We start from the raw sequence: 26,107 nt of genomic DNA, 5'->3' as shown, positions 1-26,107 counted from the left end.
GGGACGGGCCGTCGGCCGCTTTCCACCGACGGAATGTGAGCGACACGTGACCCTGCCGGCGCGGGCGCAGGAGCCCGGCACCACCACCACGATCCACACCGACGGTGCCGGCGCAGTGCGCCGCACCGTCCTGCCCGGCGGGCTGCGGATCATCACCGAGACGATGCCGACCGTGCGGTCCGCCGCGTTCGGGATCTGGTCGGCGGTCGGCTCCCGCGACGAGGCGCCCGCGGACGCCGGTGCCAGCCACTACCTGGAGCACGTGCTGTTCAAAGGCACGCGGCGGCGGTCGGCGCTGGAGATCTCCGCGGCGATCGACGCGGTCGGCGGCGACCTCAACGCGTTCACCGCCAAGGAGTACACCTGCTACTACGCGCGGGTCCTGGACGCCGACCTGCCCCTCGCCGTGGACGTCGTCTCCGACATGGTCGCCGAGTCGGTCAACCGCCCCGAGGACGTCGAGGCCGAGCGCGGCGTGATCCTCGAAGAGATCCACATGCGCGACGACGACCCGGGCGACCTCATCCACGACGAGTTCTCCACCGCGCTGTACGGCGACACCCCGCTCGGACGTCCTATCCTCGGCACCGAGGACTCGATCAACGCGCTGTCCCGCGACCGGATCCACGGCTACTACCGGGACCACTACGTCCCGTCCAAGCTGGTGGTGTCGGTGGCGGGCAACATCGACCACGACGAGGTCGTCCGGCTGGTGTCCCGCGCGTTCGAGGGGCACCTGGCCGGCGACGCCGCGCCCGCCGCGCCCCGGCTGGACGGTGCGCCCGCGTCCCTCGACCCGCGCAGCGTGGTGATCGACAAGGACACCGAGCAGGCGCACATCATCCTCGGCGGCGCCGGCGTCTCCCGCACCGACGACCGCCGGTTCGCGCTCGGCGTGCTGAACGCGGCGCTCGGCGGCGGCATGTCGTCCCGCCTCTTCCAGGAGATCCGGGAGAAGCGCGGCCTGGCCTACTCGGTCTACAGCTACACCGCCCAGTACGCCGACTCCGGCATCTTCGGCGTCTACGCGGGCTGCCAGCCGGCGAAGGCCGAGGAGGTCCTGTCGATCTGCCGGGACGAGCTGGGCAAGGCCGCCGCGGAGTGCCTCACCGATGAGGAGCTGGAACGCGGCAAGGGCCAGCTGCGCGGCGCCATGGTCCTCGGCCTGGAGGACACCGGCTCCCGCATGAGCCGCATCGGCAAGAGCGAGCTGGTCTACGAGTCGCTGCTGCCGGTGGACGAGGTCCTTGCGCGCATCGAGTCCGTCACCCTCGACGACGTCCGCGGCATCGCCCGCGAGGTGCTGTCGGGCCCGCAGGCCCTCACCGTCATCGGCCCGGTCGGAGACCGCGACTTCTCCTCCTGAGCTCCTCACCGCCTTTCCCTCCTCCTCGGGGCCCCGCTCCACGCCGACCCGTCTTCTCGCGGTCGGCGATCGGCGGCCGGCTTGTTAAGCGGACCGGAGTCCGCTAATCTCCGAAGGGTAATCGGACTGTGGTCCGTATGCCTTTCGTTGAGAGGACCCCTCATGGCCCGTCTGCTGCACATCTCCGCGTCCCCCCGGGGCGGTGCGTCGGAATCCCTGGCGATCGCCGGGACGTTCCTGGACGCCTACCGCGAGGTCCACGGCGACGTCGCCGACCACTTCGACCTGTGGGACGGCACCCTGCCCGCGTTCGGCCCGGCCGGCGCCGGCGCCAAGATGGCCGTGTTCGCGGGGCAGGACCCGACGGGCGAACAGGCCGCCGCGTGGCGCGCCGCCCGCGCCGTCTTCGAGCGCTTCGACTCCTACGACCGGTACCTGTTCAGCGTGCCGATGTGGAACTCCAGCGTCCCGTACGTCCTCAAGCAGTTCATCGACGTGGTCTCGCAGCCCGGCTGGGTGTTCCGCTTCGACCCGGACAAGGGCTACACCGGCCTGCTGCAGGGCAAGAAGGCCGCCGTCGTCTACACGAGCGCCGTCTACGGGGAGGGCCGCCCGCCCGCGTTCGGCCGCGACCACCAGGCCCCCTTCCTGGACGGCTGGCTGCGCTGGACCGGGATCACCGACATCGGCGGCGTGGAGTTCCGCCCCGACCTCGCCGTGGCCGACGCCGACGCGGGACGCCGCGCCGCGCACGCCGAGGCGCGCGAGCTGGGGAAGCGCTTCTGACGGTAGGCTCTGGCGGGACGCCAACCGGGAGGAACACGTGATCAAGGTCGGGGTGCTGGGCGCGCAGGGCCGCATGGGGGCCGAGGTGTGCCGGGCCGTGCAGGGCGCCGGGGACATGGAGCTGGTCGCGGCCGTCGACCAGGGGGACGCGCTCGACCCGCTCACCGCCGCCGAGGTCGTCGTCGACTTCACCCACCCCGGCGTCGTCATGGACAACCTCAAATGGTGCGTCGAGCGCGGCCTGCACGCCGTCGTCGGCACCACCGGGTTCGACCCGTCCCGCCTCGACACGGTCCGGTCCTGGCTGACCGACGACTCGTCCGGGAACGTCCTCATCGCCCCGAACTTCGGGATCGGCGCGGTGCTGATGATGCACTTCGCGCAGAAGGCGGCCCCGTTCTTCGAGTCCGTCGAGATCGTGGAGACGCACCACCCGCACAAGGCCGACGCCCCGTCCGGCACCGCCTACCGCACCGCCGAGCTCGTCGCCGCCGCCCGCGCCGAGGCGGGCGTGCCCACGTCCCCGGACGCCACGACCTCCGAGGTCGCCGGCGCCCGCGGCGCGGACGTCGACGGCGTCCGGGTGCACGCCGTCCGCATGTCGGGCGCCGTCGCCCACCAGGAGGTCGTCCTCGGCGGCCACGGCGAGCTGTTCACCATCCGGCACGACTCGATGAACCGCGAGTCGTTCATGCCGGGCGTCCTCCTCGGCGTCCGCAAGGTCCCCGAGATGGACCGCCTCACGATCGGCATCGAGACGCTCCTCGGCCTGTGATGCGCTTCGCCGCCGACCCCTGGGACTATCTCGCCGCGTCCGAGGCGATCGACATCGAGCATCCGCTCGTCCAGGCGATCGCCTCGGAGCTGCGGACCGGCGACGACATCGCCTACGCGCGCGCCGCGTTCGACCACGTCCGCGACCAGGTCCCGCACTCCATGGACACCGGCGACCCCCGCGTCCCCTGGCGCGCCTCCGACGTCCTCGACCAGCGCACCGGCCTCTGCTACGCCAAGTCCCACGCCTACGTCGCGCTCCTGCGCGCCGGCGGCATCCAGGCGGGCCTGTGCTACCAGCAGCGGCCCGGCTTCGTCCACGGCCTGGCCGCCGCCCTCGTCGACGACCGCTGGGTCCGCCTCGACCCCCGCGGCGCGGACGTGCGCTTCTCCGCCTCCGAGGACGCCCTGGCCTACCCCGGAGATCCGATCCACCCGACGGTCTACGCGACCCCGCACCCCACGGTCCTCGGCGCCCTGAAGGGTATGGAGACGCTCACCGTCGACGCCCTCCCCGCCACGTTGTGATGAACATCCGTCCCGCCGCCCCCGCGGACTACGAGCGCATCATCGCCGTCGTGGACGACTGGTGGGGCCGCGAGGTCCACGGCGCCCTGCCCCGCCTCTTCCTCGACCACTTCCACCGCACCAGCCTCATCGCCGAGACCGGCGACGACCTCGCGGGCTTCCTCATCGGCTTCCTATCGCCGTCCTTCCCCGCAACCGCCTACATCCACTTCGCCGGCGTCGCTCCGGCACACCGCGGCACCGGCCTGGCCCGCCGCCTCTACAAGACCTTCTTCACCCTGGCCCGAGCCGGCGGCCGCACCGCCGTCCGCGCCCTGACGTCCCCGCAGAACACCGGCTCTATCGCCTTCCACGAGGCCATGGGCTTCACCACCGTCCAGGCTCCCTCCCACGACGGCCCTTCCAAGGACAAGGTCCTGTTCCACCGCGCCCTCGGCGAGGGGCGGCCGGCCGGGCGGTTCACGGTGTGAGGCGGACGAAGGGGAGCTCGCGGCCTACGCGGCGGTAGTCGTCGGCGGTGCCGTCGACGGTGAAGCCCATCAGCCGGACGAGCCGTGCCGCGGCCTTCGGGTGGCGGGGGGCGTAACGGGCCATGATCTCGCCGCCCTCGGCGGGGTCCAGCGGGTGGGCGGTGACGTCGAGGCGTCGGTTCACGCATCCGGTACAGGTGGATGGGCAGGCGCACCAGCGTGCGGCGCAGCCCCTTCGGGAGGGCGGGCCGGTCCAGGATCTCCATGCCCTCCCCCTTCCCTCCGGACGGCGGCGGGATGCGGGGGTGCGGTCAGGGGCGGGTGCCCGGAGTTCGCCGCGCCTGCCCCGCCTCCGCCGACCGACTCATCCCCGGCCGCGCTGCCAGGGCTCCCATTCGCCGGTGGGGATCTCCAGGCCGAACGGCTCCGGCAGCTTGACGGGCTCGCCGAATGCCCAGCTCACCGCGTCCAGATAGTCGCCCGACCTGGTGTCAGGCCGACTGAAGAGCGTGGTCGTCGCTTCCTTGGGATCGCGATCGACCAGCAGGTAGAACGGGATGCCGACCCGCGCGTAGCCGTTCCACTTACTGGGGTTGACGCGCCGGTTGCCCGGCCGGCGATCCTCAGGAGCGGTGCTCGGCGATGTGACCTCCAAGGCCAGTTCGAGGTGCTCGGGCAGGACTTTGATCAGCTGTGCCGCCGTGGCTCGCCGGTCGTCCTCCTCGTTGAGAACGCAGAGGTCGGGAATGTAGCCATCATGGATCTCGCTGAGGTTCAGGTCCTGCGTCTGGACGCACCGCCAAGGAAACGCGGGCTCACTCAGCTTGGTGGCGAGGAAACCCTCACTGATGGTGCGGACAATGACATTATGGGCGTAATCAGGCCCTGGTGACACAACGATCTCCCCACCGATGATCTCGACTCGGGTGCCGTCGTGGGGGAGATCGATGATGTCGGCGAGCTCGTCCCGCATCCAGAGGTTGTAGGGGGTGTCGGGGAGCTCGCGGTGGTGGTGAACAGTGGCAATAATGCTCACTTTGGGTGATTCCTCCATCACGCTCGGCTCCCATCACTATAGAGACCGTGTGTAGTCAGCGTATCCGGAATCGGTGACCCCGTCCGGGAAGCGGGTCAGCGGGGCGAGGCCGGGTTCGGGAAGCCGTACTTGTGGAATAGCTTCTGGGCGGCGGGGGTCAGTAGCCAGGCCACGAACGCGCTCGCCTCCTTCCGCTGGTCCGAGTCCTTGACGACGGCGGCGGGGAAGGCGGCGGTGACGTTCAGGTCCGCGGGGATGGGGACGCTGCTCGCGGCGATGCCCGCCGAGCGCAGGTCGGTGATGTAGACGACGCCGGCGTCGGCCTCACCGGCGCGGACGCGGTCCAGGACGGCGCGGGCGCTGATCTCCTCCGAGCTCCACTGGACGGCCAGCCCCGCCTTCGCCAGGAGCCGGCGGGTGTAGCGGCCCACCGGGACCGAGTTCGCGCCGACCACCACGCGCAGGCCCGGCCGCTGCAGGTCGCGCAGGCTGCGGATGCGCCGCGGGTTGCCGGGGCCGACCGCGACGGTGAGCGTGTCGTGGGTGACGGTCCGGGGACGTCCGGCCAGGTCGTCGGCGGCCTCCTCCATGCTCGCCAGGTCCGCGGTCACGAGGACGTCGCCGGGGGCGTGGTCCGACAGCCGGTCGACCACCTCGGTGGATCCGCCGAACACGAAGCGCGGCCGCACGCCCGGATGCTCCTGGTGGTACGCCGTCCCGATCTCGGCGAACACCTCGGTCAGGGACGAGGTGGCGAGGACGGTCAGCGTCACCGGCCCGGGTTGGCCGCCGCAGCCCGCGCCGAGGCACGGCGGGACGAGCACGGCGAGCAGCGCGGCCGCGCGGAGGCGCCGCCGCCGGGGGGAGTCGGGCATATGGCCTCATCCTATGGTCGGGCCCCTTTCGCGCTCGTGATTGCGGCATGGCGTGTCAGTGCCCGGCACTAGTGTTTCCGGCAACTGGAGATCACGTCCTCGGAGGCTCGACGATGTCCCTCGACCTGATGGAACTGCTGCCCGGCGACTGGCGGGAGCGGCTCGACCCGCTGCTGGACCCGATCGCCACCGCCGCGCTGGGCGCGTTCGTCGCGGGGGAGTACGACGCGCAGACGGTGTACCCGCCGCGGGACGACCTGTTCAACGCGTTCCGGCACTGCCCGTTCGACCGTGCCCGCGTGCTGATCCTCGGCCAGGACCCCTACCACGGCCCCGGCCAGGCGCACGGGCTCAGCTTCAGCGTCCGTGACGGCGTGCGGCTGCCGCCGTCGCTGCGCAACATCTACAAGGAGCTGGCCGCCGATCTCGACGTCCCGGCGGCGGCGTCCGGCGACCTGACCCGCTGGGCCGACCAGGGCGTCCTGCTGCTGAACGCGGTGCTGACCGTCCGCGGCGGCGAGGCGGGCTCGCACGCCGGCAAGGGCTGGGAGGACTTCACCGACGCCGCGATCCGCGCGCTGAACGACAAGAGCGAGCGCGTCGTCTTCGTGCTCTGGGGCGCCTACGCGCGCAAGAAGGCCCGGCTCATCACCGGCCCGCAGCACACCGTGATCGAGTCGGCGCATCCGAGCCCGCTCAGCGCCAGGAAGTTCTTCGGGACGCGCCCGTTCAGCGCCGTCAACAAGGCCCTCGTGGACGCCGGCCTCCCCGAGATCAGCTGGGGCCCGGAGACGAGCACCGGCTGAGTGCCGGTCGACTCACCCGTGCGGGGGAGGGGTGGGGGCGGTTTCACCCGGTGGCGGGAAGAGCGGAGATGGCCGGTCCGGGCATCGTCGGGGCCATGACCGTTTCCGTTCAGCCCCTCACCCGGACGCCGGCCGCGCACGGCGGGCCGGGGCGCCTCCGCCTGGCCGTCTGCGCCGCGACGATCGCCGCGTGCGTCCCCTACCTCACCATCAAGGTCGCGTGGCTGTCCGGCAGCACGATCGGGTAGAACGATACGGCCGCCGCGCGGGATTCGGCGCTCTACGTCGGCAACGCGATCACCATGGGCATGGACGCGGTGGCCGTGCTGGTCGCGCTCGCGTTCACGTTCCGGTGGGGCCGGCGGGTCCCGGCCTGGCTGGTGCTGACGCCGATCTGGGCGGCGGCCGGGCTGCTCGCGCCGATCGTCCTCGCCGTCCCGCTGGGCGCGCTGCTGCAGGCGCTCTTCTCCGCGGAGCCGCTGACCGGCGACGACCAGGCGCTCCAAGGCTGGGTGTACGGCGTCGTCTACGGGGGCTTCACCGTGCAGGGGCTGGGGTTGCTCACGGCGTTCGTCCTGTACGCGCGGGACAGGTGGGCGGACGTGTTCGCCGTCCGCACCAGGGACGTCCCGAGGGGAGCGACCCACCCCCTACAGGTGCTCCTGGCCCGCACGGCGAGTGTGTTCGCGGCGGTGTTCGCGGCCGTGCACCTCTTCTGGGCCTTCGGCGGGACGGCCGGCCTTCGCGCGGCCGAACTCGACCACCGGAACATCGCCCAGCAGCTCGCCGACGGCATGTGGGGCGCGCTGGCCCTCGCCGGCGCCGCCGCCCTCCTGGTGATCGTCCGGCGGGGCGGCCGTCCGGAGCGGTTCGTGGTGCCGCTGGCCGCCGCCTGGGCCGGCGCGGCCGCCACGTTCGCCTGGTCGCTCTACGGGCTGCTCGTGACGCTCGCCCAGCCGGGCTTCCTGGCGTCCGACTCGACCGCCGCGGCCGGCCTCACGGCCCTCTGCGGGCTGCTCGCCGGGCTCATCATGGCCTTCACCGGCGCCGTCCTGCTCGCCGAGCGTCAGAGCGCGAGGCCGATCGCCAGCAGCGCGCCGTAGGCGATCTGCAGCCGGCCGGTCTCGCCCAGCACCGGGATCAGGGCGGGGCCGGTCGCGCCCTGCAGCACCTTCTGCGTCGGCGGCAGCGACAGCGGCGCCGCGAGCAGCGCGAGCAGCACCCAGGGGTGCGGTGCCGCCAGCGCCAGGACGAACATGAACGGCAGTGCGGTGCAGGCCGCGTACAGGATCCGGGTCCAGGGTCCGCCGAGCAGCACGGCGAGGGTCCGCTTGCCCGACTCCCGGTCGGTGGGGATGTCGCGCAGGTTGTTCGCGACGAGCAGCGCGCAGGCCAGCAGCCCGATCGGCACCGCCGCCGCCCACGCCTCCCACGGCAGCGCCTCGACCAGGACGTACACCGTCCCGACGACGGCGACGAGGCCGAAGAAGACGAACACCGACACCTCGCCGAGCGCCCGGTACCCGTATGGGGTCTTCCCGCCCGTGTAGAACCAGGCCGCGAGGATCGCGAACGCGCCGACGAGCAGCAGCCACCAGGTCGTCACGGCGGCGAGCACCAGCCCGGCGACGGCGGCGGCGAGGAAGCAGCCGAGCGCGGCGCCGAGGACCTGCTTCGGCGGCGCGGCCTTCGACCCGACGAGGCGCAGCGGGCCGACGCGGTCCTCGTCGGTGCCGCGGACGCCGTCGCTGTAGTCGTTGGAGTAGTTCACCCCGATCTGCAGGACGAGCGCGACGAAGCCGGCGAGGACGGCACGCCACCAGACGGGCTCGCCCTCGCCCGCCGCGACGCCGGTGCCGACGACGACGGGGACGAGGGACGCGGGCAGGGTGCGGGGCCGGGATCCGGCGACCCATTGGGAGAGCGTGGCCACAGTCACCGCTTGTTCTCGTGGGACGACAGGGGGACTACCTCTTCGATTCTTCCGGATGGAGATCACCGCTCGGGCGCAGCCGCAGGGAGACGCCGAGCCCGAGCGCGAGGATCGCCGCGGTGGTGAGCGCCGCGTGCCTGGTCGCGACGGCGAGGCTCTCGTCGGCGGCGCGCGCCTCCGTCTCCAGCCCGGGGGTCTCGTGCAGCTCGCGGCCGTACGTCCCGGCGCTCTCCCGCAGGTCGTGCGCCATCGCGGTGCGCTGTTCGGGCGGCAGCGCGGAGGCCGACAGCCGGTCGGTCATCGCGTGCCCGAGGCTCGTCGCGAACACCGTCCCGATCGCGGCGATGCCGAGCGCCGCGCCGACCTGCCGGGCCGTCGACTGCGTCCCGGACGCCTGCCCGGACTGCGCCGGCGGGACGTCCGCCAGCGACACGTTCGTCAGCTGCGCCGACGTCAGGCCGAGGCCGAGCCCGTACAGCAGCATCCACGGCGCGAGGGCGAGCCCGCCGGTCGCGGCGGACACCGTGAGGCCCAGCGCGACGACCGCGGCCACCTCCAGCACCATGCCGATCCGCACGACCCGGTGCGCGCCGCGCCTGTTCGCGAGCCTGCCCGCGTACCCGCCGGTCAGGAACGCGCCGCCGGCGAGCGGCAGGATCGCCAGGCTGATCTGCAGCGGGTCGGTGCCGTGCACGCCCAGCAGGAACAGCGGCAGGACGAACAGCAGCCCCAGCTCGCCGACGTTGATCAGGGCCGAGGCCAGGTTGCCGTACCGGAAGTTCGGGATGCGGAACAGCTCCAGGTCGAGCATCACCGGGCGTCCGGCCGCGGCCCGGGACCGCTCCACCACGACCAGCGCCGCGATCAGCAGCGCCCCGAGCGCGAGGACGATGGGGACCGGGGACAGTGCCGACTCCGGCCAGTCGTATCCGGCGACCGTGAACCGGCGCGTCGGGATCCACCAGCCGTACGTCTGCCCCTCGATGATCCCGTACACGAGGGCGCCGAGCCCGAGCGCGGACAGCAGCCCGCCCGTCCAGTCGATCTCGCGCCGCGCGCTCCCGGCGCCCGGCCGCCGCGTCTCGGGCAGCAGCCACAGCGCCCCGGCGACGAGCGCGGCGCCGAGCGGCAGGTTGATCCCGAACGCCCAGCGCCAGCCGCCGCCGGTGGCGATCGCCCCGCCCGCGAGCGGCCCGAGCGCGGCCATGCCGCTGATCATCGAGCCCCAGACGCCGAAGGCCACCGCCCGGTCCCGCCCGGTGAAGACCGCGTTCAGCGTGGACAGCGTGGCCGGCAGGACCATCGAGGCGCCGACGCCCTGCAGGGCGCGCGCGCCGATCAGCGCCGAGCCGTTCCCGGCCAGCGCGGCGGCGACGCTCGCCGCCGCGAAGAGCACCGTGCCGAGCACGAACATCCGGCGGCGTCCGAACAGGTCGCCGGCCCGCCCGAACGGGATGAGCAGCGCCGCGAACACCAGCGCGTACACCGAGGTCACCCACTCGGCGCCGGCGGTCGTGAGGCCCAGGTCCGCGACGATCCGGGGGAGCAGCACGCCGACGATCGTGGCGTCCACGATGATCAGCGACACGCCGAGGCTGATGACGGCCATGGCGAGCCAGCGGTGCCGGACGGCGGGCGCCGCCGCGGCGGCGCGCGGCGGTGTCAGGGAGGTGGGCTCGGGCACGACTTCAAAGATATTGCCGCGGCGGGGGTGCACCTCACCGACCCCTGCCTAGCCGCTCAGACGCTGATGTCGGTGTGCAGGCGGATCTGCCGGACGGGCTCGCCCATGTCGAGCGTCCGGGCCGTACCGTCGGGGCCCCAGCCCGCCGAGCCGAGGAACGTCCGGGTGACCTCGTCGTCCTCGAAGACCCAGCTGACGAGGGTGGTGGAGCCGTCCTCGCGGAGCAGGTCGACGGTCGCGGCGAGCAGCCGGCTCCCGTGCCCGGCGCGGGCGTGCAGCGGATCGACCAGCAGCGTGATCAGCTCCGCGGCGGCGTCGTCGAGATCCCCGTCCTCGGCCGGGGCGTGCGCCGCGAAGCCCACGACCAGGTCGGATGCCACCGCGACCAGCAGCCGGTGCCGCGGGCTCGGCGGCGTGGCCGCGGCCTCCGCCCACCGCTCCCGCCACGCCTCCACCGCGTCGGGGCCGGTCACCCGGTCGAGGACGCCCTCCGGCAGCAGCTCGCGGTACCCGTGCCGCCAGGCCCGCACCTGGATGTCGGCGACGGCGGCCGCGTCCGCCCGCCGCGCGGGCCGCACCCCTGCATCGGCCATGCCTGCCCCCGTCCTCGCGCTGGAAGTCCGCCGCCCACACTAGCGATGCGACTCGGACCGGTCGGACGGGGACCTGCGGCGGGCGCGGTAGGCGCGGGTCTTGGTGCGGTTGCCGCAGACGCGCATCGAGCACCAGGCGCGGGACCGGTTCTTGGACGTGTCGAGGAACGCCCAGCGGCAGGTGTCCTCCTGGCAGGCCTTCAGCCGGGGCCACGTCCCGGCGGCGACGGAGTCCATGATCGCGGCGGCGAGGCGGGCGAGGCCGGCGGCGGCCGTGCCGGGCGGGTCCAGCGGGACGAGCTCGGGGCGCGGGCCGGTGAGCGTGATCCGCACCGGGAGGGCGGCCAGCGCGTCCTCCAGGTCGTCCGGGAAGTCGGCCTCCTGCGGCCCGTGGTGGGCGAGCACGTGGTGGGCGAGCATGGCCTCGCGGAGGCCCTCGCGGAGCGCGACGGCCACGCGCACGTCGGCGTCGTCTGCCGCCGCGGCCGCCGGAACGAGCCCGCGTTCGGCCAGCCACGCGGCGAGCCCGCCGGGCGTGGCGATCCCGTCCGTCGCGGACTCGACGTCGAGCGTGTTGACGAAGTCCCTCAGCAGCAGCGCGGGGTCCCCATCGGCGTGAGCGTCGGCCATAGCCCCTCCTGCATGTCCACACGAACTCTACCAAGCGGCAACACCGTCATTAAGGTTTGACTGGTTGCATCGTGGCGACACCAGCGTTACGGTTTAGATGGTGTCAATGAACGGGAGGACGAGATGAATGCGCTGCCCTACCTGGCGGAGCTCGCCATGCGGCACGCATGGGCGGAGCGCGAGTACGCGCGGCTCCACGCCGACGTCGTGGAGGCGAGGCTGAAGGCCCGCACCCGCGATGCCGAGCGCGCGGCCCGCGTCCGCCGGTGGCTGCTCGGCGGCGTACCCGAGCGGATCAGCGTCCGCCGCCGCCGTCCGGCCCGCCCGGCCGCCGCCTGCAGGCGGGCCGCCGCCCGTTCCGCCCAGGTCCCGCGAACCGCTGGAGGAATCCGATGACCGACGTCACCCCGAAGGTGACCACGCTCGTCTTCGACTGCACCGACCTGGACGTCATGGCCGACTTCTGGGGCGGCCTGCTCGGCATGAAGACGAGCGTGCGCGAGGACGACTGGCTGGACCTGGAACCGCTCGCCGGCGGAGGCCCGGTGCTCGCGTTCCAGCTCGTCCCCGAGAGCAAGTCGATCAAGAACCGGCTGCACCTCGACCTGGCCGTGGCCGACGTCCGCGCGGCCGGGGAGCGGGCGGCGAGCCTGGGCGGCGTGCCCGCGGGCGCGCCGATGGGCAACCCGGAGCGGCCCTTCCAGGTCTGGCACGACCCCGAGGGCAACGAGTTCTGCCTCTGCACGACCTGATCAGCGCCGGCTCATGACCGCAGGACGGTGGCGGGCTGGTGCGTCATCTCCTGGGCGCTCGTCCTGGCCATGCCGGTCACCGTGCCGGTGACCGGCTGGCTGCTCGCCACGACCCGTCCCGACTGGACGGGCCGCGCCGTGCTGGTCCGCGTGGCCTCACCCAGCGGACCCGGGTGCGGATCAGTCCTTGACGATCTGGGCCAGCAGCGTCACGACGCCGACGCCGACTCCTATGGGGATCGCGAACTGCGGGGCGGCGGCGGTGAGGGCCGCGGCGCCGACCGCGACGACGATGATCACGAGCGCCCTCGTGCTGATCATGGGACGCGGCTCGCCGTGTTCGGGCGGCGCGTGCTCGGGTGGCGCGTGCTCCGGTGGTACTCGCATGCCGTTTCGACCTCCATCCGGACGGACGGTAAGGACCGGGGCGGCTCCCGTCGGGGACGACGGGCGACATCGCTGAACCGCCTCGTCATCACAGGGTTCCCCGGATGTCAACGGTTGCCGCGCGCGGCGCGCGATCACGTCCCAACCATGATCAACTCATGGGGGATTCCTGGCGCGCGGCGTCCGCGGCGCCCCGCTGATCCGAGATCATTGCGTGATGGAGCACAAAAGGCGGGTTGCGGGTGCTGTGCGCAGGCTGCTGAGCTGGGCCGGATGGACGGCGGCGTACCTGCTCGGCCTCGTCGCCCTCGTCTTCGCGGGGGCGTGGGTCTGGTGGCAGCCCGAGCCGCAGGCGCGCGGCACCGAGGCCAACGCGCTGTGGGCCCGGCACCAGTGGGTGGGGGAGCCGCACAGCGACGCCGAGTACCGCGCGTTCGGCGACCTGCTGAGGCAGAACCGCATCACCGACGTGTTCTTCCACGCAGGCCCCTTCGAGGCGGACGGGACGGTCCCCGCCGCGAAGTACCGGTACGCGCGGCAGCTCATCGACGCCATGCACGAGTACGCGCCGGGCGTCCGCTCCCAGGCGTACCTGGGGCAGGTCCGGATGGTCGAGGGCGAGGGCGTCATCGAGCTGGACGACCCGGCCGTCCGGGAGCGGGTCCTCAAGACCGACGCCGCGTTCCTGGACCTCGGCTTCGACGGCATCCACTACGACTTCGAGCCGATCTACCCGGACGACAGCGCGTTCATGACGCTCATGGACCGCACGCGGGAGCTGACCAGGGCGCGGGGCAAGGTGCTGTCGGTGGCACTGGAGCAGCCGACGCTCTTCGACGCCCTCCAGCCCGTCTACAAGGCGCTGATCCCGCGCACCGGCCCCCTCCACTACCCGCCGCGCCCGACCGAGGACTTCCTGCGCGCCGTCGCCGACCGCGCCGACCAGGTCGCGATCATGACCTACGACGTGTCGCTGCCGACCCGCTCCCTCGCCGGATGGCACTTCGCCCGGCACACCCGCGCGACGCTGGAGCTCATCGGCGACCGCACGACCGTCTTCATGGGCGTCCCCACCTACCGTCCCCTCCTGGAGTGGGCGGAGGACCTGCCGGTCGCGCTGCGCGGTGTCCGGCGCGGGGTGGACGATCTGAAGCGTCCGCCCAAGCGCCCGTACGGCGTCGGCGTGTACGCGGACTGGACGACCAGGCCGGACGAATGGGCCCGTTACCGCTCTACCTGGCTGCCCGGCGCGACAGAGAGTCCTGCCGGTTGAGAAACCCTCCCGGCCACGTTCCGGTTCTCTTGTCCGCGCAGGTAGAAAGGGTTGGGTAGCCGTTCACCTTCGGGGGTATTGCCCCGTGCGGAAGTCATGGCCGGACCATCTCATGGCAAAGGAAGTGGGGACGAGGTCGATGGGCGTTCAGCAGACCGCGCGGCGCGACGCCGACCGGATCGGCGAGCTGTCAGCCGAGTTCGCCGGCTGGCGGATCGGACGGGGCGGGTCCGGCCTCTGGTGGGCCGTCCGCGGCAACGATCTCGTGCGCACTCCCGACGTCGAGGAGCTGCGCGTCCGGCTGCATGAGATGACCGCTGGGTCACGTTATCCGATCGAGTCCGGGAAGTGGCCGGACTGACCCCGTAACGCGGCATTTGCGTGCCACGATGTGGTGATGGAAGCCGTCGCCACGCGTACCCCCGAGCGTGTGGCGGCGGCTTCTCCCTTTATGTACGACCTGCGGGTCCAAGGAGAACGGTCGGAACGGTACCGTTCGTTGCATGGCACCCAGCACATCGACTGACGCTCCGTTTGGACGGATGCTGACCGCCATGGTCACTCCGTTCCTGCCCGACGGCGGCGTCGACTACGACGGCGCCGCGCGCCTCGCGACCCACCTGGTCGACGAGCGGCGCCACGACGGCCTCGTCGTCAACGGGACGACGGGCGAGTCGCCCACGACGAGCGACGACGAGAAGAGCACGCTTCTGCGCACGGTCATCGAAGCGGTCGGCGACCGCGCCGTGATCGTCGCCGGTGCCGGGACGAACCACACCGAGCACACCCTGAAACTCGCGCGGCAGGCCGAGGCCGCCGGCGCGCACGCGCTGCTCGTGGTCACGCCCTACTACAACAAGCCCCCGCAGGAGGGCCTCGTCCGCCACTTCACCGCGGTGGCCGACGCGACGGGACTGCCCTGCATGCTGTACGACATCCCGGGGCGCACCGGGGTGCCGATCGAGAACGACACGCTCGTCCAGCTCGCCGACCACCCGCGGATCATCGCCGTCAAGGACGCCAAGGGCGACCTGTTCGGCGCGTCCCGCGTGATGGCGCAGACCGACCTGGTCTGGTATTCCGGCGACGACAACCTCAACCTGCCCTGGCTGTCGGTCGGCGCGGCGGGGTTCGTCAGCGTGGTCGGGCATGTCGTCGGCGTCGAACTCCATGAGATGATCGACGCATACCGCGCCGGTGAGCACGGGCGGGCGCTGGAGATCCACCGGCGGCTGCTGCCCGTGGTCACCGCCATCATGACCCGTACGCAGGGCGCCATCGCCGTCAAGGCAGCGCTGAACCTGCTCGGCCTCCCCGGAGGCGGCCCGCTCCGCGCGCCGCTGGTGGAGGCCACGCCGGAGTTCGCGGCGCGCCTGCGAGAAGACCTCACGATAGGGGGAGTCAAAGTGCCGGAGGTAGTCATCCCGGAGGTTGCCCGGTGAGTCATCCTCACCCGGAGCTGTCGGACCCGCCCGCGCCGCCCGAACGCGGCCTGCGCATCGTCGCGCTGGGCGGGCTCGGGGAGATCGGCCGCAACATGACGGTGTTCGAGTACGGCGGACGCCTGCTCATCGTCGACTGCGGCGTGCTGTTCCCCGAGACCGAGCAGCCCGGCGTCGATCTGATACTGCCCGACTTCGAGTACATCAGGGACCGCCTCGGCGACGTCGAGGCCGTCATCCTCACGCACGGCCACGAGGACCACCTCGGCGCCGTGCCCTACCTGCTGCGCGAACGCCGCGACATTCCCATCGTCGGCTCCAGGCTCACGCTGGCGCTGCTGGAGGCCAAGCTCGCCGAGCACCGCATCAAGCCGGTCACCGACGTGGTCGTGGAGGGCGAGCGCCGTACCTTCGGGCCGTTCGACTGCGAGTTCCTCGCCGTCAACCACTCGATCCCGGACGCGCTCGCCGTCGCCCTCCGCACTCCCGCGGGGCTCGTCCTGCACACCGGCGACTTCAAGATGGACCAGCTGCCGCTGGACGGCCGGCTCACCGACCTGCCCGGGTTCGCCCGGCTCGGCGCCGAGGGCGTCGACCTGCTGATGTCGGACTCGACCAACGCCGAGGTGCCCGGGTTCGTCACCAGCGAGCGCAACATCGGCCCGGTCGTGGACGAGGTGTTCCGCACCGCGCAGGAGCGGCTCATCGTCGCCTGCTTCGCCTCGCACATCCACCGCGTCCAGCAGGTCCTGGACGCCGCCGTCGCCAACAACCGCAAGGTGTGCTTCATCGGCCGGTCGATGGTGCGCAACATGGGCGTCGCGCGAGAACTCGGCTACCTCAACGTGCCCGACGGCATCATGGTCGAGCAGAAGGAGCTGGACGACATCCCCGGCGACCGCCTGGTGCTGGTGTGCACCGGGTCGCAGGGCGAGCCGATGTCGGCGCTGTCGCGGATGGCGAACCGCGACCACTCGATCCGCATCACCGAGGGCGACACCGTGCTGCTGGCGTCCTCGCTGATCCCGGGCAACGAGAACGCGGTCAACCGCGTCATCAACGGCCTCACCCGCTGGGGCGCCCGCATCGTGCACAAGGGCAACGCGCTCGTGCACGTGTCCGGGCACGCCTCGGCCGGCGAACTGCTGTACGTGCTGAACGTGACCAAGCCGGCCAACTTCGTCCCCATCCACGGGGAGTGGCGGCACCTGCGCGCGCACGCCAAGCTCGCCGCGCTCACCGGGGTGCCGGAAGAGGGCATCGCCATCGCCGAGGACGGCGTCGTCGTCGACCTCGTGGACGGCCGCGCCAAGATCGTCGGCGCCGTCCCGGCCGGGTACGTGTACGTGGACGGGCTGTCGGTCGGCGAGGTCACCGAGACCTCGCTGAAGGACCGGCGCATCCTCGGCGAGGAGGGGTTCGTCTCCATCGTCATCGGCATCGACTCCACGTCCGGCAAGGTCGTCGCCGGGCCGGAGGTGCACGCCCGCGGCGCCGGCATCGTCAACGAGGACTTCGACGAGGTCATCGAGCGGATCGAGGCCACCCTGCGGGACGCCGCCGGCGACGGCGTCAACGACGTGCACCAGATGAGCCAGCTCATCCGGCGCACCGTCGGCAAGTGGGTGAGCGACAACTACCGGCGCCGCCCGATGATCGTGCCGGTGGTCGTGGAGGTCTAGGCGTGGAGGACTGAGCGAGGGGGAGTCCGGACGGCCGCGCGGCCGTCCGGACTCCCCAACACGCCCTCTCGCCATCCCTGGAACCGCCTGGGTCCTTGGTTACTCTCATAACCATGGCCACACGTGCGTCCGGGGGTGCGAAAACCTCTTCGCGTGCGGGGGGCAGTGGGGCTCGCAAGCCCGCAGGTTCCTCCCCCCGGAAGCGACCGAGCGGCACCTCCAAGGGCCGCGGCTCGGGGCGGGGGCGTCCCCCGCAGAAGCCCGACCCGATCTCCCAGGCCGTCCTCGGGTTCTTCAAGCTCCTGTTCAGGCTGTACCTGCTCGCGGCCGTCGCGGTCGGGTCCGTCTTCCGCGCCTACGGGCACGGCGCCCGCAACCTCGACCCCGAGCACCGGCGCGACGGCCTGGGGCTGGCGCTGCTCGGCTCGTCGATCGTGCTGGCCTCCGTCACCTGGTTCCGGCCGGACGGCGTCGTCACGATCGCGCTGGAGAAGGTCGTGCGCGGCGGGCTCGGCATCATGGCGATGGCGCTGCCCGTGCTGCTGGCGCTGCTGGCGTGGCGGACGCTGCGCCACCCCGAGCACCACGAGGACACCGGCCGCATCGTCATCGGCATCACCGCGCTCGGCGTCGGCGTGCTCGGCATCCTGCACATCTCCGCCGGCGTCCCGTCCCCGGCGAAGGACATGGCCGGCGTCCGGGAGTCCGGCGGCGTCATCGGCTGGCTGGTGTCCGCCCCGCTCGACGCGGCGCTCAGCGGGTGGGTGGCCGTCCCGCTGCTGCTGCTCCTGTCCGGGTTCGGGCTGCTGGTCGTCACCGCGACGCCGATCGCGAAGGTCCCCGAGCGGGTCACCGACCTGTGGGCGATGGCGACGCTGCAGAGCCGCGCGGAGCACCCGTCCGCCGGCGAGGCGGACGGCGAGGACGCGCCGAAGAAGCGGCGCCGCAAGAAGAAGCCCGACGACGGCGGCGACGAGCTGGAGGTCGGCGAGCACTCCCGGCCGTACGACACGCCGCTGCTGGAGGAGGAGCCCGAGAAGGCCGGCCGGCCGAGGCGCGACCTCGCCGACGAGCTGTTCGAGCCCGACCCGTTCGGCCCCGGCGTCCCGCCGCCCGCGCCGCCCGCCGACGACGAGCCCCCGCACGAGCCGGGGGACGAGCACGTGGCGGGCGAGTCCATGGCCGGGGCGCCGCACGAGGCGCCCGACCCGACCCCCGCGCCGCGCCGGTCCGAGCAGTTGCCGCTGTCGTCGTCCGGCGAGATCTACGTGCTGCCCGACCCGTCGGCGCTGCGGCCCGGGAGCGTGTCCAAGCCGCGGACGAAGGCCAACGACACGGTGGTCAACGCGCTCACCGGCGTGCTGGAGCAGTTCGACATCGACGCGCAGGTCACCGGGTTCACCCGCGGTCCGACGATCACCCGGTACGAGATCGAGCTGGGCCCGGCGGTGAAGGTCGAGAAGGTCATCGCGCTGACCAAGAACATCGCCTACGCGGTGAAGAGCGCCGACGTGCGCATCATCTCCCCGATCCCCGGCAAGTCCGCGATCGGGGTGGAGATCCCCAACACCGACAAGGACATCGTCAGCCTCGGCGACGTGCTCCGCTCGCCGGCCGCGACCAACGAGCACCACCCGATGATCGTGGGGCTCGGCAAGGACGTCGAGGGGCGCACGGTCGTGGCGAACCTGGCGAAGATGCCGCACATCCTCATCGCGGGCGCCACCGGCGCCGGCAAGTCGACGTGCATCAACGGGCTCATCTGCTCGATCCTGATGCGCGCCACGCCGGACGAGGTGCGGATGATCCTGGTCGACCCCAAGCGGGTCGAGCTGACGATGTACCAGGGCATCCCGCACCTGATCACGCCGATCATCACCAGCCCGAAGAAGGCCGCCGAGGCCCTGGAGTGGGTCGTCGGGGAGATGGACCGCCGCTACGACGACCTGGCCGCGTCCGGGTACCGGCACATCGACGACTTCAACAAGGCGGTGAAGGCGGGCAAGCTCAAGCCGCCGCCCGGCAGCGAGCGTGTCTACACGCCGTACCCGTACATGCTGGTCATCGTGGACGAGCTGGCCGACCTGATGATGGTCGCGCCGCGCGACGTGGAGGACTCGGTCGTCCGCATCACCCAGCTCGCCCGCGCCGCCGGCATCCACCTGGTGCTGGCCACGCAGCGGCCGTCGGTGGACGTCGTGACCGGGCTCATCAAGGCCAACGTGCCGTCCCGGCTGGCGTTCGCGACGTCGTCGCTGTCCGACAGCCGCGTCATCCTCGACCAGCCGGGCGCGGAGAAGCTCGTGGGGCAGGGCGACGCGCTGTTCCTGCCGATGGGCGCGAGCAAGCCGATGCGGCTGCAGAACGCCTACGTGTCGGAGAAGGAGATCCACGGGGTCGTCGACCACTGCAAGAAGCAGATGGAGGCGAACTACCGCGAGGACGTCGCCGAGTCGAACAAGCCGAAGAAGGAGATCGACGAGGAGATCGGCGACGACATGGACCTGCTCGTCCAGGCGATCGAGCTGGTCGTCTCGACGCAGTTCGGGTCGACGTCGATGCTGCAGCGCAAGCTCCGCGTCGGTTTCGCCAAGGCCGGCCGGCTGATGGACCTGATGGAGAGCCGCGACATCGTCGGGCCGAGCGAGGGCTCCAAGGCGCGGGACGTGCTGGCCAAACCGGACGATCTCCCCGGGGTGCTCGCGGAACTGCGCGGCGGCGCCTGAGCGGCGGCCGAGCGGCGCCTGAGCGGCGGCCGGGCGGGGTAAGGCCGGAGCATTACGGAATGATGCGAAATCTTGCCCTGTTTCGAACGTGTCGGCTGTCGCCCAGCGGGCATTCCCGTTCCTAGACTGGTGTCGCAGAAGATCGGCCACGAGCGCCCCCGAAGGAGGCCCGAGGTGAGCATCGGTGAGACCTTGGCGGAGGAGCGCGAGCGGGCCGGTCTCTCGGTGACACAGGTGAGTCTCCAGACGCGGATCCGGGAAACCGTTATTCGCGGCATGGAGGCCGACGACTTCTCGCTGTGCGGCGGCAACTTCTACGCCCGCGGCCACATCCGCAGCATCTCCCGGGTCATCCGCATCGACCCGGAGCCGCTCGTCGCCGAGTTCGACGCCGCGCACGGCGGCGCCCCGCAGCCCGTCTCGGTGCTGTCGGCGTTCGAGCCGGAGCAGCCCGTCGCGTTCCGGGAGCGCAAGGCGCCGAACTGGAGCGCCGCGATGGTGCTCGCCCTCGCCCTCGTCGTCATCTACGGCGTCGTCCAGGTGGTCGGCCACGGCGGCGGCGGCGAGCAGCGCACCGCGCAGCAGGTCGCGGGCACGCCCGCGCCGCCCTCCCCGTCGCCGTCCGCGTCCGCGCCGCCCAAGAGCGGCGCGCCGGTCGCGGAGGCGCCGCGCACCAAGGTCGAGGTGCGGGTCGAGGCCAAGCGCACCACGTGGCTGAACGTCATCGGCGACAAGGGCGAGACACTGTTCATCGGCACCCTGCACAAGGGCGAGGAGAAGGACTTCACCGCCAAGAAGAAGGTCAAGCTGGTGGTCGGCGTCGGCGGCAGCGTCAACCTGACCGTCAACGGCAAGGACATCGGCTCGCCCGGCAAGGGCAAGGGCGTGCAGCGGCTGAGCTTCGACCGCAACGACCCCGAACCCGCCTGAGCCGGGGGCTCAAGGGTCATCCGCCTTTGTGACGATTCGCTTAGGGGCCGCTGGTACGCCTTGGCGCCGAGGCCCATTACCTTTAGGGGCATGTCCACTCGCCGCAAGGTCTCGCTCATCACGCTCGGCTGCGCCCGCAACGAGGTCGATTCCGAGGAGCTCGCCGCGCGCATCGAGGACGCGGGCTGGGACCTGGCCGACGGCGCGGACGGCGCCGACGTGGTGGTCGTCAACACCTGCGGGTTCATCGAGGCCGCCAAGAAGGACTCCATCGACACGCTGCTCGCCGCGCACGACTCGGGCGCGAAGGTCGTGGCGGCCGGCTGCATGGCCGAGCGGTACGGCAAGGAGCTGGCGGAGGCGCTGCCGGAGGCCGACGCGGTGCTCGGCTTCGACGACTACGCCGGCATCGGGGAGCGGCTCGACGACGTCATGGCGGGCCGCAGGCGGGAGGCGCACACGCCGCGCGACCGCCGGACCCTGCTGCCGATCAGCCCGGTGGAGCGGTCGGCGTCCCAGGTGGCGGTCCCCGGGCACGGCGGCCCGGCCGACCTGCCGGACGGGGTGGCGCCCGCGTCCGGCCCCCGGGTGCTGCGGCGGCGGCTCGGCGGCGGCCCGGTGGCGCCGCTGAAGCTCGCGTCCGGCTGCGACCGGCGCTGCACGTTCTGCGCGATCCCCGCGTTCCGCGGTGCGTACGTGTCGCGCCCGCCGGCGGAGGTGCTGGAGGAGGCGCGCTGGCTCGCCGGGCACGGCGTCCGCGAGCTGGTCCTCGTCAGCGAGAACTCGACGTCCTACGGCAAGGACCTCGGCGACCTGCGCGCGCTGGAGCGGCTGCTGCCCGGCCTCGCCGCCGTGGACGGGATCGAGCGCGTCCGGGTCAGCTACCTGCAGCCCGCCGAGACGCGTCCCGGCCTCATCGAGGCGATCTGCGGCACGCCCGGCGTCGCACCCTACTTCGACATGTCGTTCCAGCACGCGTCCGGCCCGGTGCTGCGCTCGATGCGGCGGTTCGGCGACCGGGAGCGGTTCCTCGGGCTGCTCGACCAGATCCGCGCGCTGGCGCCGGAGGCGGGCGTGCGGTCCAACTTCATCGTCGGCTTCCCCGGCGAGACCGAGGACGACTTCGAGGAGCTGGCGGAGTTCCTGTCCGCCGCGAGGCTGGACGCGGTCGGCGTGTTCGGCTACTCCGACGAGGACGGCACCGAGGCCGCGAACCTGGACGGCAAGCTGGATCCGGCCGAGGTCGCGCGCCGCGTCGACGAGCTGTCCGGTATCGCGCAGGAGCTGACATCCCAGCGGGCCGAGGACCGGATCGGCACGCGGGTCCGCGTCCTGCTGGAGGATAAGGCCCTGCCGGAGGACAACGCGGGGGAGGGCGGCTTCGAGGGGCGCGCCGAGCACCAGGCGCCGGAGGTGGACGGGACGGTCCTCGTCCGCGGCGCCGGACTGGCGCTGGGCGAGATCGTGGAGGCGCGCGTCACCGGCAGCGACGGTGCGGACCTGATCGCGGAGGTGGCATGATCGCGGGTCCCCCGGATCCGGTCGCGGGCACCCCGGACCCGCCCCCGGCCGGCGTGTGGAACATCGCCAACGCGCTGACGATGGCCCGGATCGTGCTGGTCCCGGTCTTCGTGTGGCTGCTGTTCCTGGACGGGACCGGCTGGCGGCTCGCCGCGTTCGCGGTGTTCGCTGCCGCCTCGATCACCGACAAGATCGACGGGGACATCGCGCGGGCCCGCGGCCTCGTCACCGACTTCGGCAAGATCGCCGACCCGATCGCCGACAAGGCGCTCACCGGCGCCGCGCTGGTCAGCCTGTCGGTGATGGGAGAGCTGTGGTGGTGGGTGACGGCCGCCATCATGGTGCGCGAGGTCGGCATCACGGTGATGCGGTTCGTGGTCATCCGGCACGGCGTCATTCCGGCCAGCAAGGGCGGGAAGCTGAAGACGATGCTCCAGGTCATCGCCATCGGCTTCTTCATCCTGCCGGGCCCGCTCGACTACGTCCGCTGGGTCACGATGGCCGCCGCCCTCGTCGTCACCGTCGTCACGGGCGTCGACTACGTCGTCCAGGCGTGGCGGATGCGCCGCGCCTCCGGGTCTTCCTGACATGACCGGACAGGACTTCACCTACCCCGAGGTGGGCGCGACGCGCGACGCGGAGCGGCCCGCCGGGTACCGCTACCTGCGGGAGCGCATGCCGGTCGGGCGCGGCGAGGCGGCCTTCCGGGACGCGGCCGACGCGTTGATGGACTTTTGGATGCACCGGGCGCTCCCCGCCCGGGTGGCGGCCTCCGCCCCGCACGCGGCGCCCGGCGTGACCGTCGTGGTCGGGATCGGCGTCGGCCCGCTGCGGCTCGACGCGCCCTGCCGGATCGTGTGGACGCGCGAGGAGGAGCGGTACGCCGGATGGGCGTACGGGACCCTGCCGGGGCATCCGGCGTCGGGTGAGGAGTCGTTCGTCGTGCACCGGGACGAGGAGGACGACGTGTGGCTGACGGTCACCGCGTTCAGCCGCCCGGCGACGGCGGCGGCGCGGCTGGCGGGCCCGCTGGTGCCGCTGTTCCAGCGTCTCTACGCCCGCCGCTGCGGCGCCGTGCTGCGCCGGCTGGCGCGTATCTGAGGCCGGGCCGTGGCGCCCGCGGGCGGCAGCGAGGCCACGCCCACCCCGGTCGTGGTCCCGCGGCCCCGTCTCGCGGGCGCCACGCAATTTCGATTATCCCTGTCCGCGTTCGTGCGGACGAATCGATCAAATGAGTTTTGACTCACAACGTGACCTGGGCTTCCAGGTTTTGTTGGACCTCCGGTCAATGCCGTGCGGCGACGATGTGCGTCCGCGTGCCCGTATTGCCCGCGCGCCGTGACGGATCCGGTCCCGTCCCGGCGGACAAAGCGCGGCCCTCTCCTTCGCGCCGCGACGGAAATGCGGCGGGGCCGTTGGACCGGTTCGAACGGCGCGCGGCGGCGGCGTCCTCATCCGGCCGGTTCTCCCGGTGAACCGATGGCGCGCCGACGCCGTCGCGGGCCCGCCGGTAGATTCGGACGCCATGCGAGTCGAACTGCTCACCGTCGGGGACGAGCTGCTCCTCGGCGACACGATCAACGGCAACGCGGCGTGGCTGGGCCGGCGGCTCGCCGACCACGGCGTCGAGGTCACCCGCAGCGTCGTCGTCGGGGACGAGCTGGACGTCATCGTCGCGGCCGTCACGACGGCGCTCGAACGGGCCGACGCGGTGATCACCACCGGCGGGCTCGGGCCCACCTACGACGACCTCACCCGGGACGCGCTCGCCGCGGCGGCGGGCGTCCCCCTCGTCCGCGATCCGGGCCTGGAGCGGCGGCTGCGCGAGCGGGTCGCCCGCGCCGGCCGCGAGCTGCAGCCGATGGCGCTGCGCATGGCGGACGTCCCCAAGGGCGCGCGGGCGCTGGTGAACTCCGCCGGCTCGGCGCCCGGCCTGCGCATCGAGCTGCCCGGCGGGATCGTCTACGCGCTGCCCGGCGTCCCGTTCGAGATGCGCACGATCATGGACGAGGTGGTGCTGCCGGAACTGGCCCGCGCCGCCGGGCTGCCCGCGGTCGCGCGCCGCACGCTGCGCACCGCCCGGATGTGGGAGTCGGTCGTCGCGACGCGGCTCGCCGAGGTCGAGGCGATGGACGGCGTGAAGCTCGCCTACCTGCCCGACCCGGCCGAGGTGAAGATCCGGATCACCGTGGCCGGCCCGGACGCCGCCGGGCGCCTGGAGGGCGTCGAGAGGCGCGTCCGGTCGCTGCTCGGCCCGGCCGTGTACGGGGCCGAGGACGACTCGCTGGACCGGGTCGTCCACCGGCTGCTCGCGGCCCGCGGGGAGACCGTCGCGGCGGCGGAGTCGCTGACCGGCGGGCTCATCGGCGCGGAGCTGACCGCGATGCCCGGCTCGTCCGCGACCTACGCGGGCGGCATGGTGACGTACGCGACCGAGGCCAAGCGGCGGCTGCTCGGCGTCCCGGCGGACCTGCTCGCCGAGCACGGCGCCGTCCACCCGGACGTGGCCGCCGCGATGGCCGCGGGCGTCCGGGACGCGGTCGGCGCGACCTACGGGCTGGCGGTCACCGGGGTCGCCGGCCCCGACACGCAGGACGGGCATCCCGTGGGAACGGTCTATATCGGCGTGGCCGGTCCTGGAAATTCGCGCACTGTGGTCAGCCCGAAACTCCCCGTGCCCGGCGCCGGCGCGGAGATCCGCGCGGTGATCCGGCGGATGACCGTCGTGCACGCCCTTGAGCTGCTGAGACGCGTCCTGATGGGGCTTGACGCCGAGGACGAGAGCGAGGAGGCTCAGGCAGATCGGGAAGACCGGGACTGATTACAGCGTTACGTTCCCAGCGAACACGAAATCAACGGTCTGCCATGGTCACCGTCAAGGCGGGTACGGTGGAACCGGCAGATGGTCCGAACTGAGGGAGGGAGCGAGACGATGGTCCTGCTTCGCCAGCTGCTCGGTGACGTACTGCGGCAGCTGCGGCTGCGCCAGGGACGCACCCTCCGTGAGGTGTCCGCGGCGGCACGGGTGTCACTCGGCTATCTCTCCGAGGTCGAGCGGGGACAGAAAGAGGCTTCGTCGGAGCTGCTGTCCTCGATCTGCAAAGCCCTGGGCGTCCCGCTGTCGCACGTCCTGAGGGAGGTCGCGGATCAGCTGGCCCTCGCCGAGCTGCAGCACGAGCCCGTCATGGCGGGCGCGCCGGAGCACGAGCGCATTACCACCGAGAGCATTCCGGAAACGCCGGAGGAGATCACCGGGGAGTTCCGCGCCGATATGGTCGCGGCCTGACCCGTTCTTGGCGCGTTCATGCCCTTACCGGGGCCGCGGGTGTGCGCGGTCTCACGCATGAACGCGGCATTTCCGGGGATTTTTCCGTGTTGTAGCGGATAACCGTAACGATGCGGAAGGAGCCTGAAAATGGCGACGGTCAAGAGCCCGCTCCCGGACGATGCCGTGAAGGTGGTGGGACAGGCCCTGCAGGGCGCCCTGGTCGACCTGATCGACCTGGCCCTCCTGGCCAAGCAGGCGCACTGGAACCTGACCGGGCGCAACTTCAAGGTCGTGCACGAGCACCTGGACGAGGTCGTCGCCCTCGCCCGCACCGGGCAGGACGATGTGGCCGAGCGCGCCGTGGCGATCGGCGTGAACCCCGACGGCCGTGCCCGCACGGTCGCCGACCGCACCGAGCTGCCGCAGCTGGAGGCCGGCTACCTCGACGACGACAAGGTCGTCGCCGCGGTGACCGACATACTGGCGCAGATCATCGGCCGGTTCCGGGAGCGCATCGCCGCGACCGACGAGCCGGACCAGGTCACGCAGGACCTGCTCATCTCGATCACTGCCGAGCTTGAGAAGCAGCACTGGATGTTCCAGGCCCAAACCTGACGACCCGAGGGGACGCCGCGGCGATCGAGG

At 72.3% G+C, this 26,107-nt stretch carries 30 protein-coding genes; 22 read left to right on the top strand and 8 right to left on the bottom strand.

From position 1 onward, the window contains the following. Positions 1 to 46: 46 nt before the first annotated feature. The 5 genes from AL2_RS09400 to AL2_RS09380 all read left to right on the top strand — a co-directional run bounded on the left by AL2_RS09400 (position 47) and on the right by AL2_RS09380 (position 3,924). Positions 47 to 1,366 (top strand): M16 family metallopeptidase, encoded by a 1,320-nt coding sequence (locus AL2_RS09400; protein ID WP_067631947.1) that lies wholly within the window; start codon positions 47 to 49, stop codon positions 1,364 to 1,366. Positions 1,367 to 1,528: 162 nt separating this feature from the next. Continuing rightward, positions 1,529 to 2,152, top strand: coding sequence for an FMN-dependent NADH-azoreductase (locus AL2_RS09395; protein WP_067631945.1), 624 nt, complete (start codon positions 1,529 to 1,531; stop codon positions 2,150 to 2,152). A 37-nt stretch (positions 2,153 to 2,189) separates the two neighbouring features. Then, on the top strand, positions 2,190 to 2,927 hold the full coding sequence (gene dapB / locus AL2_RS09390; RefSeq protein WP_067631943.1) for a 4-hydroxy-tetrahydrodipicolinate reductase: 738 nt from the start codon (positions 2,190 to 2,192) through the stop codon (positions 2,925 to 2,927). Then, positions 2,927 to 3,454, top strand: a complete 528-nt coding sequence (locus tag AL2_RS09385; RefSeq protein ID WP_067631941.1) for a transglutaminase-like domain-containing protein — start codon at positions 2,927 to 2,929, stop codon at positions 3,452 to 3,454. Before dapB ends, AL2_RS09385 begins: the two co-directional genes overlap by 1 nt. Then, positions 3,454 to 3,924, top strand: coding sequence for a GNAT family N-acetyltransferase (locus tag AL2_RS09380; protein WP_067631940.1), 471 nt, complete (start codon positions 3,454 to 3,456; stop codon positions 3,922 to 3,924). The genes AL2_RS09385 and AL2_RS09380 overlap by 1 nt, the downstream gene beginning before the upstream one ends. On the opposite strand, the gene AL2_RS37330 is transcribed toward AL2_RS09380, so the two are convergent. The 3 genes from AL2_RS37330 to modA all read right to left on the bottom strand — a co-directional run bounded on the left by AL2_RS37330 (position 3,914) and on the right by modA (position 5,835). After that, complete coding sequence (locus AL2_RS37330; RefSeq protein ID WP_245666475.1) at positions 3,914 to 4,108, bottom strand: hypothetical protein; 195 nt, start codon at positions 4,106 to 4,108, stop codon at positions 3,914 to 3,916. The two genes, AL2_RS09380 and AL2_RS37330, sit on opposite strands and share 11 nt — an antisense overlap. A gap of 180 nt (positions 4,109 to 4,288) precedes the next feature. Continuing rightward, entirely contained in the window at positions 4,289 to 4,978 is a 690-nt protein-coding gene (locus tag AL2_RS09370; RefSeq protein ID WP_083946244.1) for a Uma2 family endonuclease, read from the bottom strand. 77 nt (positions 4,979 to 5,055) lie between these two features. Then, positions 5,056 to 5,835 carry a molybdate ABC transporter substrate-binding protein gene (gene modA, locus AL2_RS09365; RefSeq protein WP_067631937.1) on the bottom strand — a complete coding sequence of 260 codons (780 nt, stop codon included), beginning with the start codon at positions 5,833 to 5,835 and terminating at the stop codon, positions 5,056 to 5,058. A gap of 113 nt (positions 5,836 to 5,948) precedes the next feature. Between modA and AL2_RS09360 the strand changes: the two genes are divergently transcribed. From AL2_RS09360 to AL2_RS09355, 3 genes are all read left to right on the top strand, one after another. Beyond that, entirely contained in the window at positions 5,949 to 6,641 is a 693-nt protein-coding gene (locus AL2_RS09360; protein WP_067631935.1) for a uracil-DNA glycosylase, read from the top strand. 95 nt (positions 6,642 to 6,736) lie between these two features. Next, on the top strand, positions 6,737 to 6,889 hold the full coding sequence (locus tag AL2_RS36175) for a hypothetical protein (protein ID WP_157438068.1): 153 nt from the start codon (positions 6,737 to 6,739) through the stop codon (positions 6,887 to 6,889). Between the two features lie 60 nt (positions 6,890 to 6,949). Next, the gene (locus AL2_RS09355; RefSeq protein WP_157438067.1) at positions 6,950 to 7,744 is read left to right on the top strand and encodes a hypothetical protein; all 795 of its coding nucleotides are present in this window, start codon (positions 6,950 to 6,952) and stop codon (positions 7,742 to 7,744) included. On the opposite strand, the gene AL2_RS09350 is transcribed toward AL2_RS09355, so the two are convergent. The 4 genes from AL2_RS09350 to AL2_RS09335 are packed head-to-tail and all read right to left on the bottom strand — an operon-like array spanning position 7,708 to position 11,481. Further along, positions 7,708 to 8,574, bottom strand: a complete 867-nt coding sequence (locus AL2_RS09350; RefSeq protein ID WP_067631933.1) for a 1,4-dihydroxy-2-naphthoate polyprenyltransferase — start codon at positions 8,572 to 8,574, stop codon at positions 7,708 to 7,710. The genes AL2_RS09355 and AL2_RS09350 overlap by 37 nt on opposite strands. Before the next feature lie 34 nt (positions 8,575 to 8,608). Then, positions 8,609 to 10,258 (bottom strand): MFS transporter, encoded by a 1,650-nt coding sequence (locus AL2_RS09345; protein WP_245666473.1) that lies wholly within the window; start codon positions 10,256 to 10,258, stop codon positions 8,609 to 8,611. Between the two features lie 56 nt (positions 10,259 to 10,314). Beyond that, the gene (locus AL2_RS09340) at positions 10,315 to 10,851 is read right to left on the bottom strand and encodes a GNAT family N-acetyltransferase (RefSeq protein ID WP_067631931.1); all 537 of its coding nucleotides are present in this window, start codon (positions 10,849 to 10,851) and stop codon (positions 10,315 to 10,317) included. A 39-nt stretch (positions 10,852 to 10,890) separates the two neighbouring features. Next, positions 10,891 to 11,481, bottom strand: coding sequence for a CGNR zinc finger domain-containing protein (locus AL2_RS09335; RefSeq protein WP_067631930.1), 591 nt, complete (start codon positions 11,479 to 11,481; stop codon positions 10,891 to 10,893). A gap of 123 nt (positions 11,482 to 11,604) precedes the next feature. Between AL2_RS09335 and AL2_RS09330 the strand changes: the two genes are divergently transcribed. Then, positions 11,605 to 11,877: a hypothetical protein gene (locus AL2_RS09330; protein ID WP_067631928.1), complete on the top strand. Its 273-nt coding sequence runs from the start codon at positions 11,605 to 11,607 to the stop codon at positions 11,875 to 11,877. Next, positions 11,874 to 12,233, top strand: coding sequence for a VOC family protein (locus tag AL2_RS09325; protein WP_067631926.1), 360 nt, complete (start codon positions 11,874 to 11,876; stop codon positions 12,231 to 12,233). Before AL2_RS09330 ends, AL2_RS09325 begins: the two co-directional genes overlap by 4 nt. 180 nt (positions 12,234 to 12,413) lie before the next feature. Here the strand turns inward: AL2_RS09325 and AL2_RS37325 are convergent, their stop codons facing one another. Continuing rightward, positions 12,414 to 12,620: a hypothetical protein gene (locus tag AL2_RS37325; RefSeq protein ID WP_157438066.1), complete on the bottom strand. Its 207-nt coding sequence runs from the start codon at positions 12,618 to 12,620 to the stop codon at positions 12,414 to 12,416. A 217-nt stretch (positions 12,621 to 12,837) separates the two neighbouring features. On the opposite strand from AL2_RS37325, the gene AL2_RS09320 reads away from it, so the two are divergent. The 12 genes from AL2_RS09320 to AL2_RS09265 all read left to right on the top strand — a co-directional run bounded on the left by AL2_RS09320 (position 12,838) and on the right by AL2_RS09265 (position 26,077). After that, the gene (locus AL2_RS09320; RefSeq protein ID WP_245666471.1) at positions 12,838 to 13,893 is read left to right on the top strand and encodes a glycoside hydrolase family 18 protein; all 1,056 of its coding nucleotides are present in this window, start codon (positions 12,838 to 12,840) and stop codon (positions 13,891 to 13,893) included. Positions 13,894 to 14,032: 139 nt separating this feature from the next. Further along, positions 14,033 to 14,254, top strand: coding sequence for a hypothetical protein (locus tag AL2_RS09315; RefSeq protein WP_067631925.1), 222 nt, complete (start codon positions 14,033 to 14,035; stop codon positions 14,252 to 14,254). Positions 14,255 to 14,396: 142 nt separating this feature from the next. Further along, positions 14,397 to 15,335, top strand: a complete 939-nt coding sequence (gene dapA / locus AL2_RS09310; protein ID WP_083946238.1) for a 4-hydroxy-tetrahydrodipicolinate synthase — start codon at positions 14,397 to 14,399, stop codon at positions 15,333 to 15,335. Next, the gene (locus AL2_RS09305) at positions 15,332 to 17,017 is read left to right on the top strand and encodes a ribonuclease J (protein ID WP_067631921.1); all 1,686 of its coding nucleotides are present in this window, start codon (positions 15,332 to 15,334) and stop codon (positions 17,015 to 17,017) included. The genes dapA and AL2_RS09305 overlap by 4 nt, the downstream gene beginning before the upstream one ends. 113 nt (positions 17,018 to 17,130) lie before the next feature. Then, the gene (locus AL2_RS09300) at positions 17,131 to 19,743 is read left to right on the top strand and encodes a DNA translocase FtsK (RefSeq protein WP_067631919.1); all 2,613 of its coding nucleotides are present in this window, start codon (positions 17,131 to 17,133) and stop codon (positions 19,741 to 19,743) included. A 174-nt stretch (positions 19,744 to 19,917) separates the two neighbouring features. Beyond that, entirely contained in the window at positions 19,918 to 20,673 is a 756-nt protein-coding gene (locus AL2_RS09295) for a helix-turn-helix domain-containing protein (protein ID WP_083946236.1), read from the top strand. A 90-nt stretch (positions 20,674 to 20,763) separates the two neighbouring features. Beyond that, on the top strand, positions 20,764 to 22,194 hold the full coding sequence (rimO, locus tag AL2_RS09290) for a 30S ribosomal protein S12 methylthiotransferase RimO (RefSeq protein WP_067631917.1): 1,431 nt from the start codon (positions 20,764 to 20,766) through the stop codon (positions 22,192 to 22,194). Beyond that, entirely contained in the window at positions 22,191 to 22,781 is a 591-nt protein-coding gene (locus AL2_RS09285; RefSeq protein ID WP_067631915.1) for a CDP-alcohol phosphatidyltransferase family protein, read from the top strand. Before rimO ends, AL2_RS09285 begins: the two co-directional genes overlap by 4 nt. A gap of 1 nt (position 22,782) precedes the next feature. Next, the gene (locus AL2_RS09280) at positions 22,783 to 23,295 is read left to right on the top strand and encodes a DUF1990 domain-containing protein (RefSeq protein WP_067631913.1); all 513 of its coding nucleotides are present in this window, start codon (positions 22,783 to 22,785) and stop codon (positions 23,293 to 23,295) included. Between the two features lie 424 nt (positions 23,296 to 23,719). After that, on the top strand, positions 23,720 to 25,015 hold the full coding sequence (locus AL2_RS09275) for a CinA family nicotinamide mononucleotide deamidase-related protein (protein ID WP_067631911.1): 1,296 nt from the start codon (positions 23,720 to 23,722) through the stop codon (positions 25,013 to 25,015). A 111-nt stretch (positions 25,016 to 25,126) separates the two neighbouring features. After that, a complete protein-coding gene (locus tag AL2_RS09270) occupies positions 25,127 to 25,480 on the top strand; it encodes a helix-turn-helix domain-containing protein (protein ID WP_067632549.1) in 354 nt (117 codons plus the stop codon). 129 nt (positions 25,481 to 25,609) lie between these two features. Beyond that, on the top strand, positions 25,610 to 26,077 hold the full coding sequence (locus tag AL2_RS09265; protein WP_067631909.1) for a Dps family protein: 468 nt from the start codon (positions 25,610 to 25,612) through the stop codon (positions 26,075 to 26,077). Positions 26,078 to 26,107 lie beyond the last annotated feature (30 nt).

It is taken from the genome of Actinomadura latina NBRC 106108 (assembly GCF_001552195.1).
In the GTDB taxonomy this organism is placed as follows: Bacteria; Actinomycetota; Actinomycetes; order Streptosporangiales; family Streptosporangiaceae; genus Spirillospora; species Spirillospora latina.
Note: the sequence above shows the minus strand (reverse complement) of the source record. Positions and strands in the feature narration are given on the sequence as shown.

What these genes read in the sequence shown, in the direction of transcription:
- AL2_RS09395 (WP_067631945.1), top strand. Translation starts at nt 1,529, where the DNA reads ATGGCCCGTCTGCTGCACATCTCCGCGTCCCCCCGGGGCGGTGCGTCG.
- AL2_RS09385 (WP_067631941.1), top strand. Translation starts at nt 2,927, where the DNA reads ATGCGCTTCGCCGCCGACCCCTGGGACTATCTCGCCGCGTCCGAGGCG.
- AL2_RS09380 (WP_067631940.1), top strand. Translation starts at nt 3,454, where the DNA reads ATGAACATCCGTCCCGCCGCCCCCGCGGACTACGAGCGCATCATCGCC.
- AL2_RS09370 (WP_083946244.1), bottom strand. Translation starts at nt 4,978, where the DNA reads ATGGAGGAATCACCCAAAGTGAGCATTATTGCCACTGTTCACCACCAC.
- modA (WP_067631937.1), bottom strand. Translation starts at nt 5,835, where the DNA reads ATGCCCGACTCCCCCCGGCGGCGGCGCCTCCGCGCGGCCGCGCTGCTC.
- AL2_RS09360 (WP_067631935.1), top strand. Translation starts at nt 5,949, where the DNA reads ATGTCCCTCGACCTGATGGAACTGCTGCCCGGCGACTGGCGGGAGCGG.
- AL2_RS36175 (WP_157438068.1), top strand. Translation starts at nt 6,737, where the DNA reads ATGACCGTTTCCGTTCAGCCCCTCACCCGGACGCCGGCCGCGCACGGC.
- AL2_RS09355 (WP_157438067.1), top strand. Translation starts at nt 6,950, where the DNA reads ATGGACGCGGTGGCCGTGCTGGTCGCGCTCGCGTTCACGTTCCGGTGG.
- AL2_RS09340 (WP_067631931.1), bottom strand. Translation starts at nt 10,851, where the DNA reads ATGGCCGATGCAGGGGTGCGGCCCGCGCGGCGGGCGGACGCGGCCGCC.
- AL2_RS09335 (WP_067631930.1), bottom strand. Translation starts at nt 11,481, where the DNA reads ATGGCCGACGCTCACGCCGATGGGGACCCCGCGCTGCTGCTGAGGGAC.
- AL2_RS09330 (WP_067631928.1), top strand. Translation starts at nt 11,605, where the DNA reads ATGAATGCGCTGCCCTACCTGGCGGAGCTCGCCATGCGGCACGCATGG.
- AL2_RS09325 (WP_067631926.1), top strand. Translation starts at nt 11,874, where the DNA reads ATGACCGACGTCACCCCGAAGGTGACCACGCTCGTCTTCGACTGCACC.
- AL2_RS37325 (WP_157438066.1), bottom strand. Translation starts at nt 12,620, where the DNA reads ATGCGAGTACCACCGGAGCACGCGCCACCCGAGCACGCGCCGCCCGAA.
- AL2_RS09320 (WP_245666471.1), top strand. Translation starts at nt 12,838, where the DNA reads ATGGAGCACAAAAGGCGGGTTGCGGGTGCTGTGCGCAGGCTGCTGAGC.
- AL2_RS09315 (WP_067631925.1), top strand. Translation starts at nt 14,033, where the DNA reads ATGGGCGTTCAGCAGACCGCGCGGCGCGACGCCGACCGGATCGGCGAG.
- dapA (WP_083946238.1), top strand. Translation starts at nt 14,397, where the DNA reads ATGGCACCCAGCACATCGACTGACGCTCCGTTTGGACGGATGCTGACC.
- AL2_RS09300 (WP_067631919.1), top strand. Translation starts at nt 17,131, where the DNA reads ATGGCCACACGTGCGTCCGGGGGTGCGAAAACCTCTTCGCGTGCGGGG.
- rimO (WP_067631917.1), top strand. Translation starts at nt 20,764, where the DNA reads ATGTCCACTCGCCGCAAGGTCTCGCTCATCACGCTCGGCTGCGCCCGC.
- AL2_RS09285 (WP_067631915.1), top strand. Translation starts at nt 22,191, where the DNA reads ATGATCGCGGGTCCCCCGGATCCGGTCGCGGGCACCCCGGACCCGCCC.
- AL2_RS09280 (WP_067631913.1), top strand. Translation starts at nt 22,783, where the DNA reads ATGACCGGACAGGACTTCACCTACCCCGAGGTGGGCGCGACGCGCGAC.
- AL2_RS09275 (WP_067631911.1), top strand. Translation starts at nt 23,720, where the DNA reads ATGCGAGTCGAACTGCTCACCGTCGGGGACGAGCTGCTCCTCGGCGAC.
- AL2_RS09270 (WP_067632549.1), top strand. Translation starts at nt 25,127, where the DNA reads ATGGTCCTGCTTCGCCAGCTGCTCGGTGACGTACTGCGGCAGCTGCGG.
- AL2_RS09265 (WP_067631909.1), top strand. Translation starts at nt 25,610, where the DNA reads ATGGCGACGGTCAAGAGCCCGCTCCCGGACGATGCCGTGAAGGTGGTG.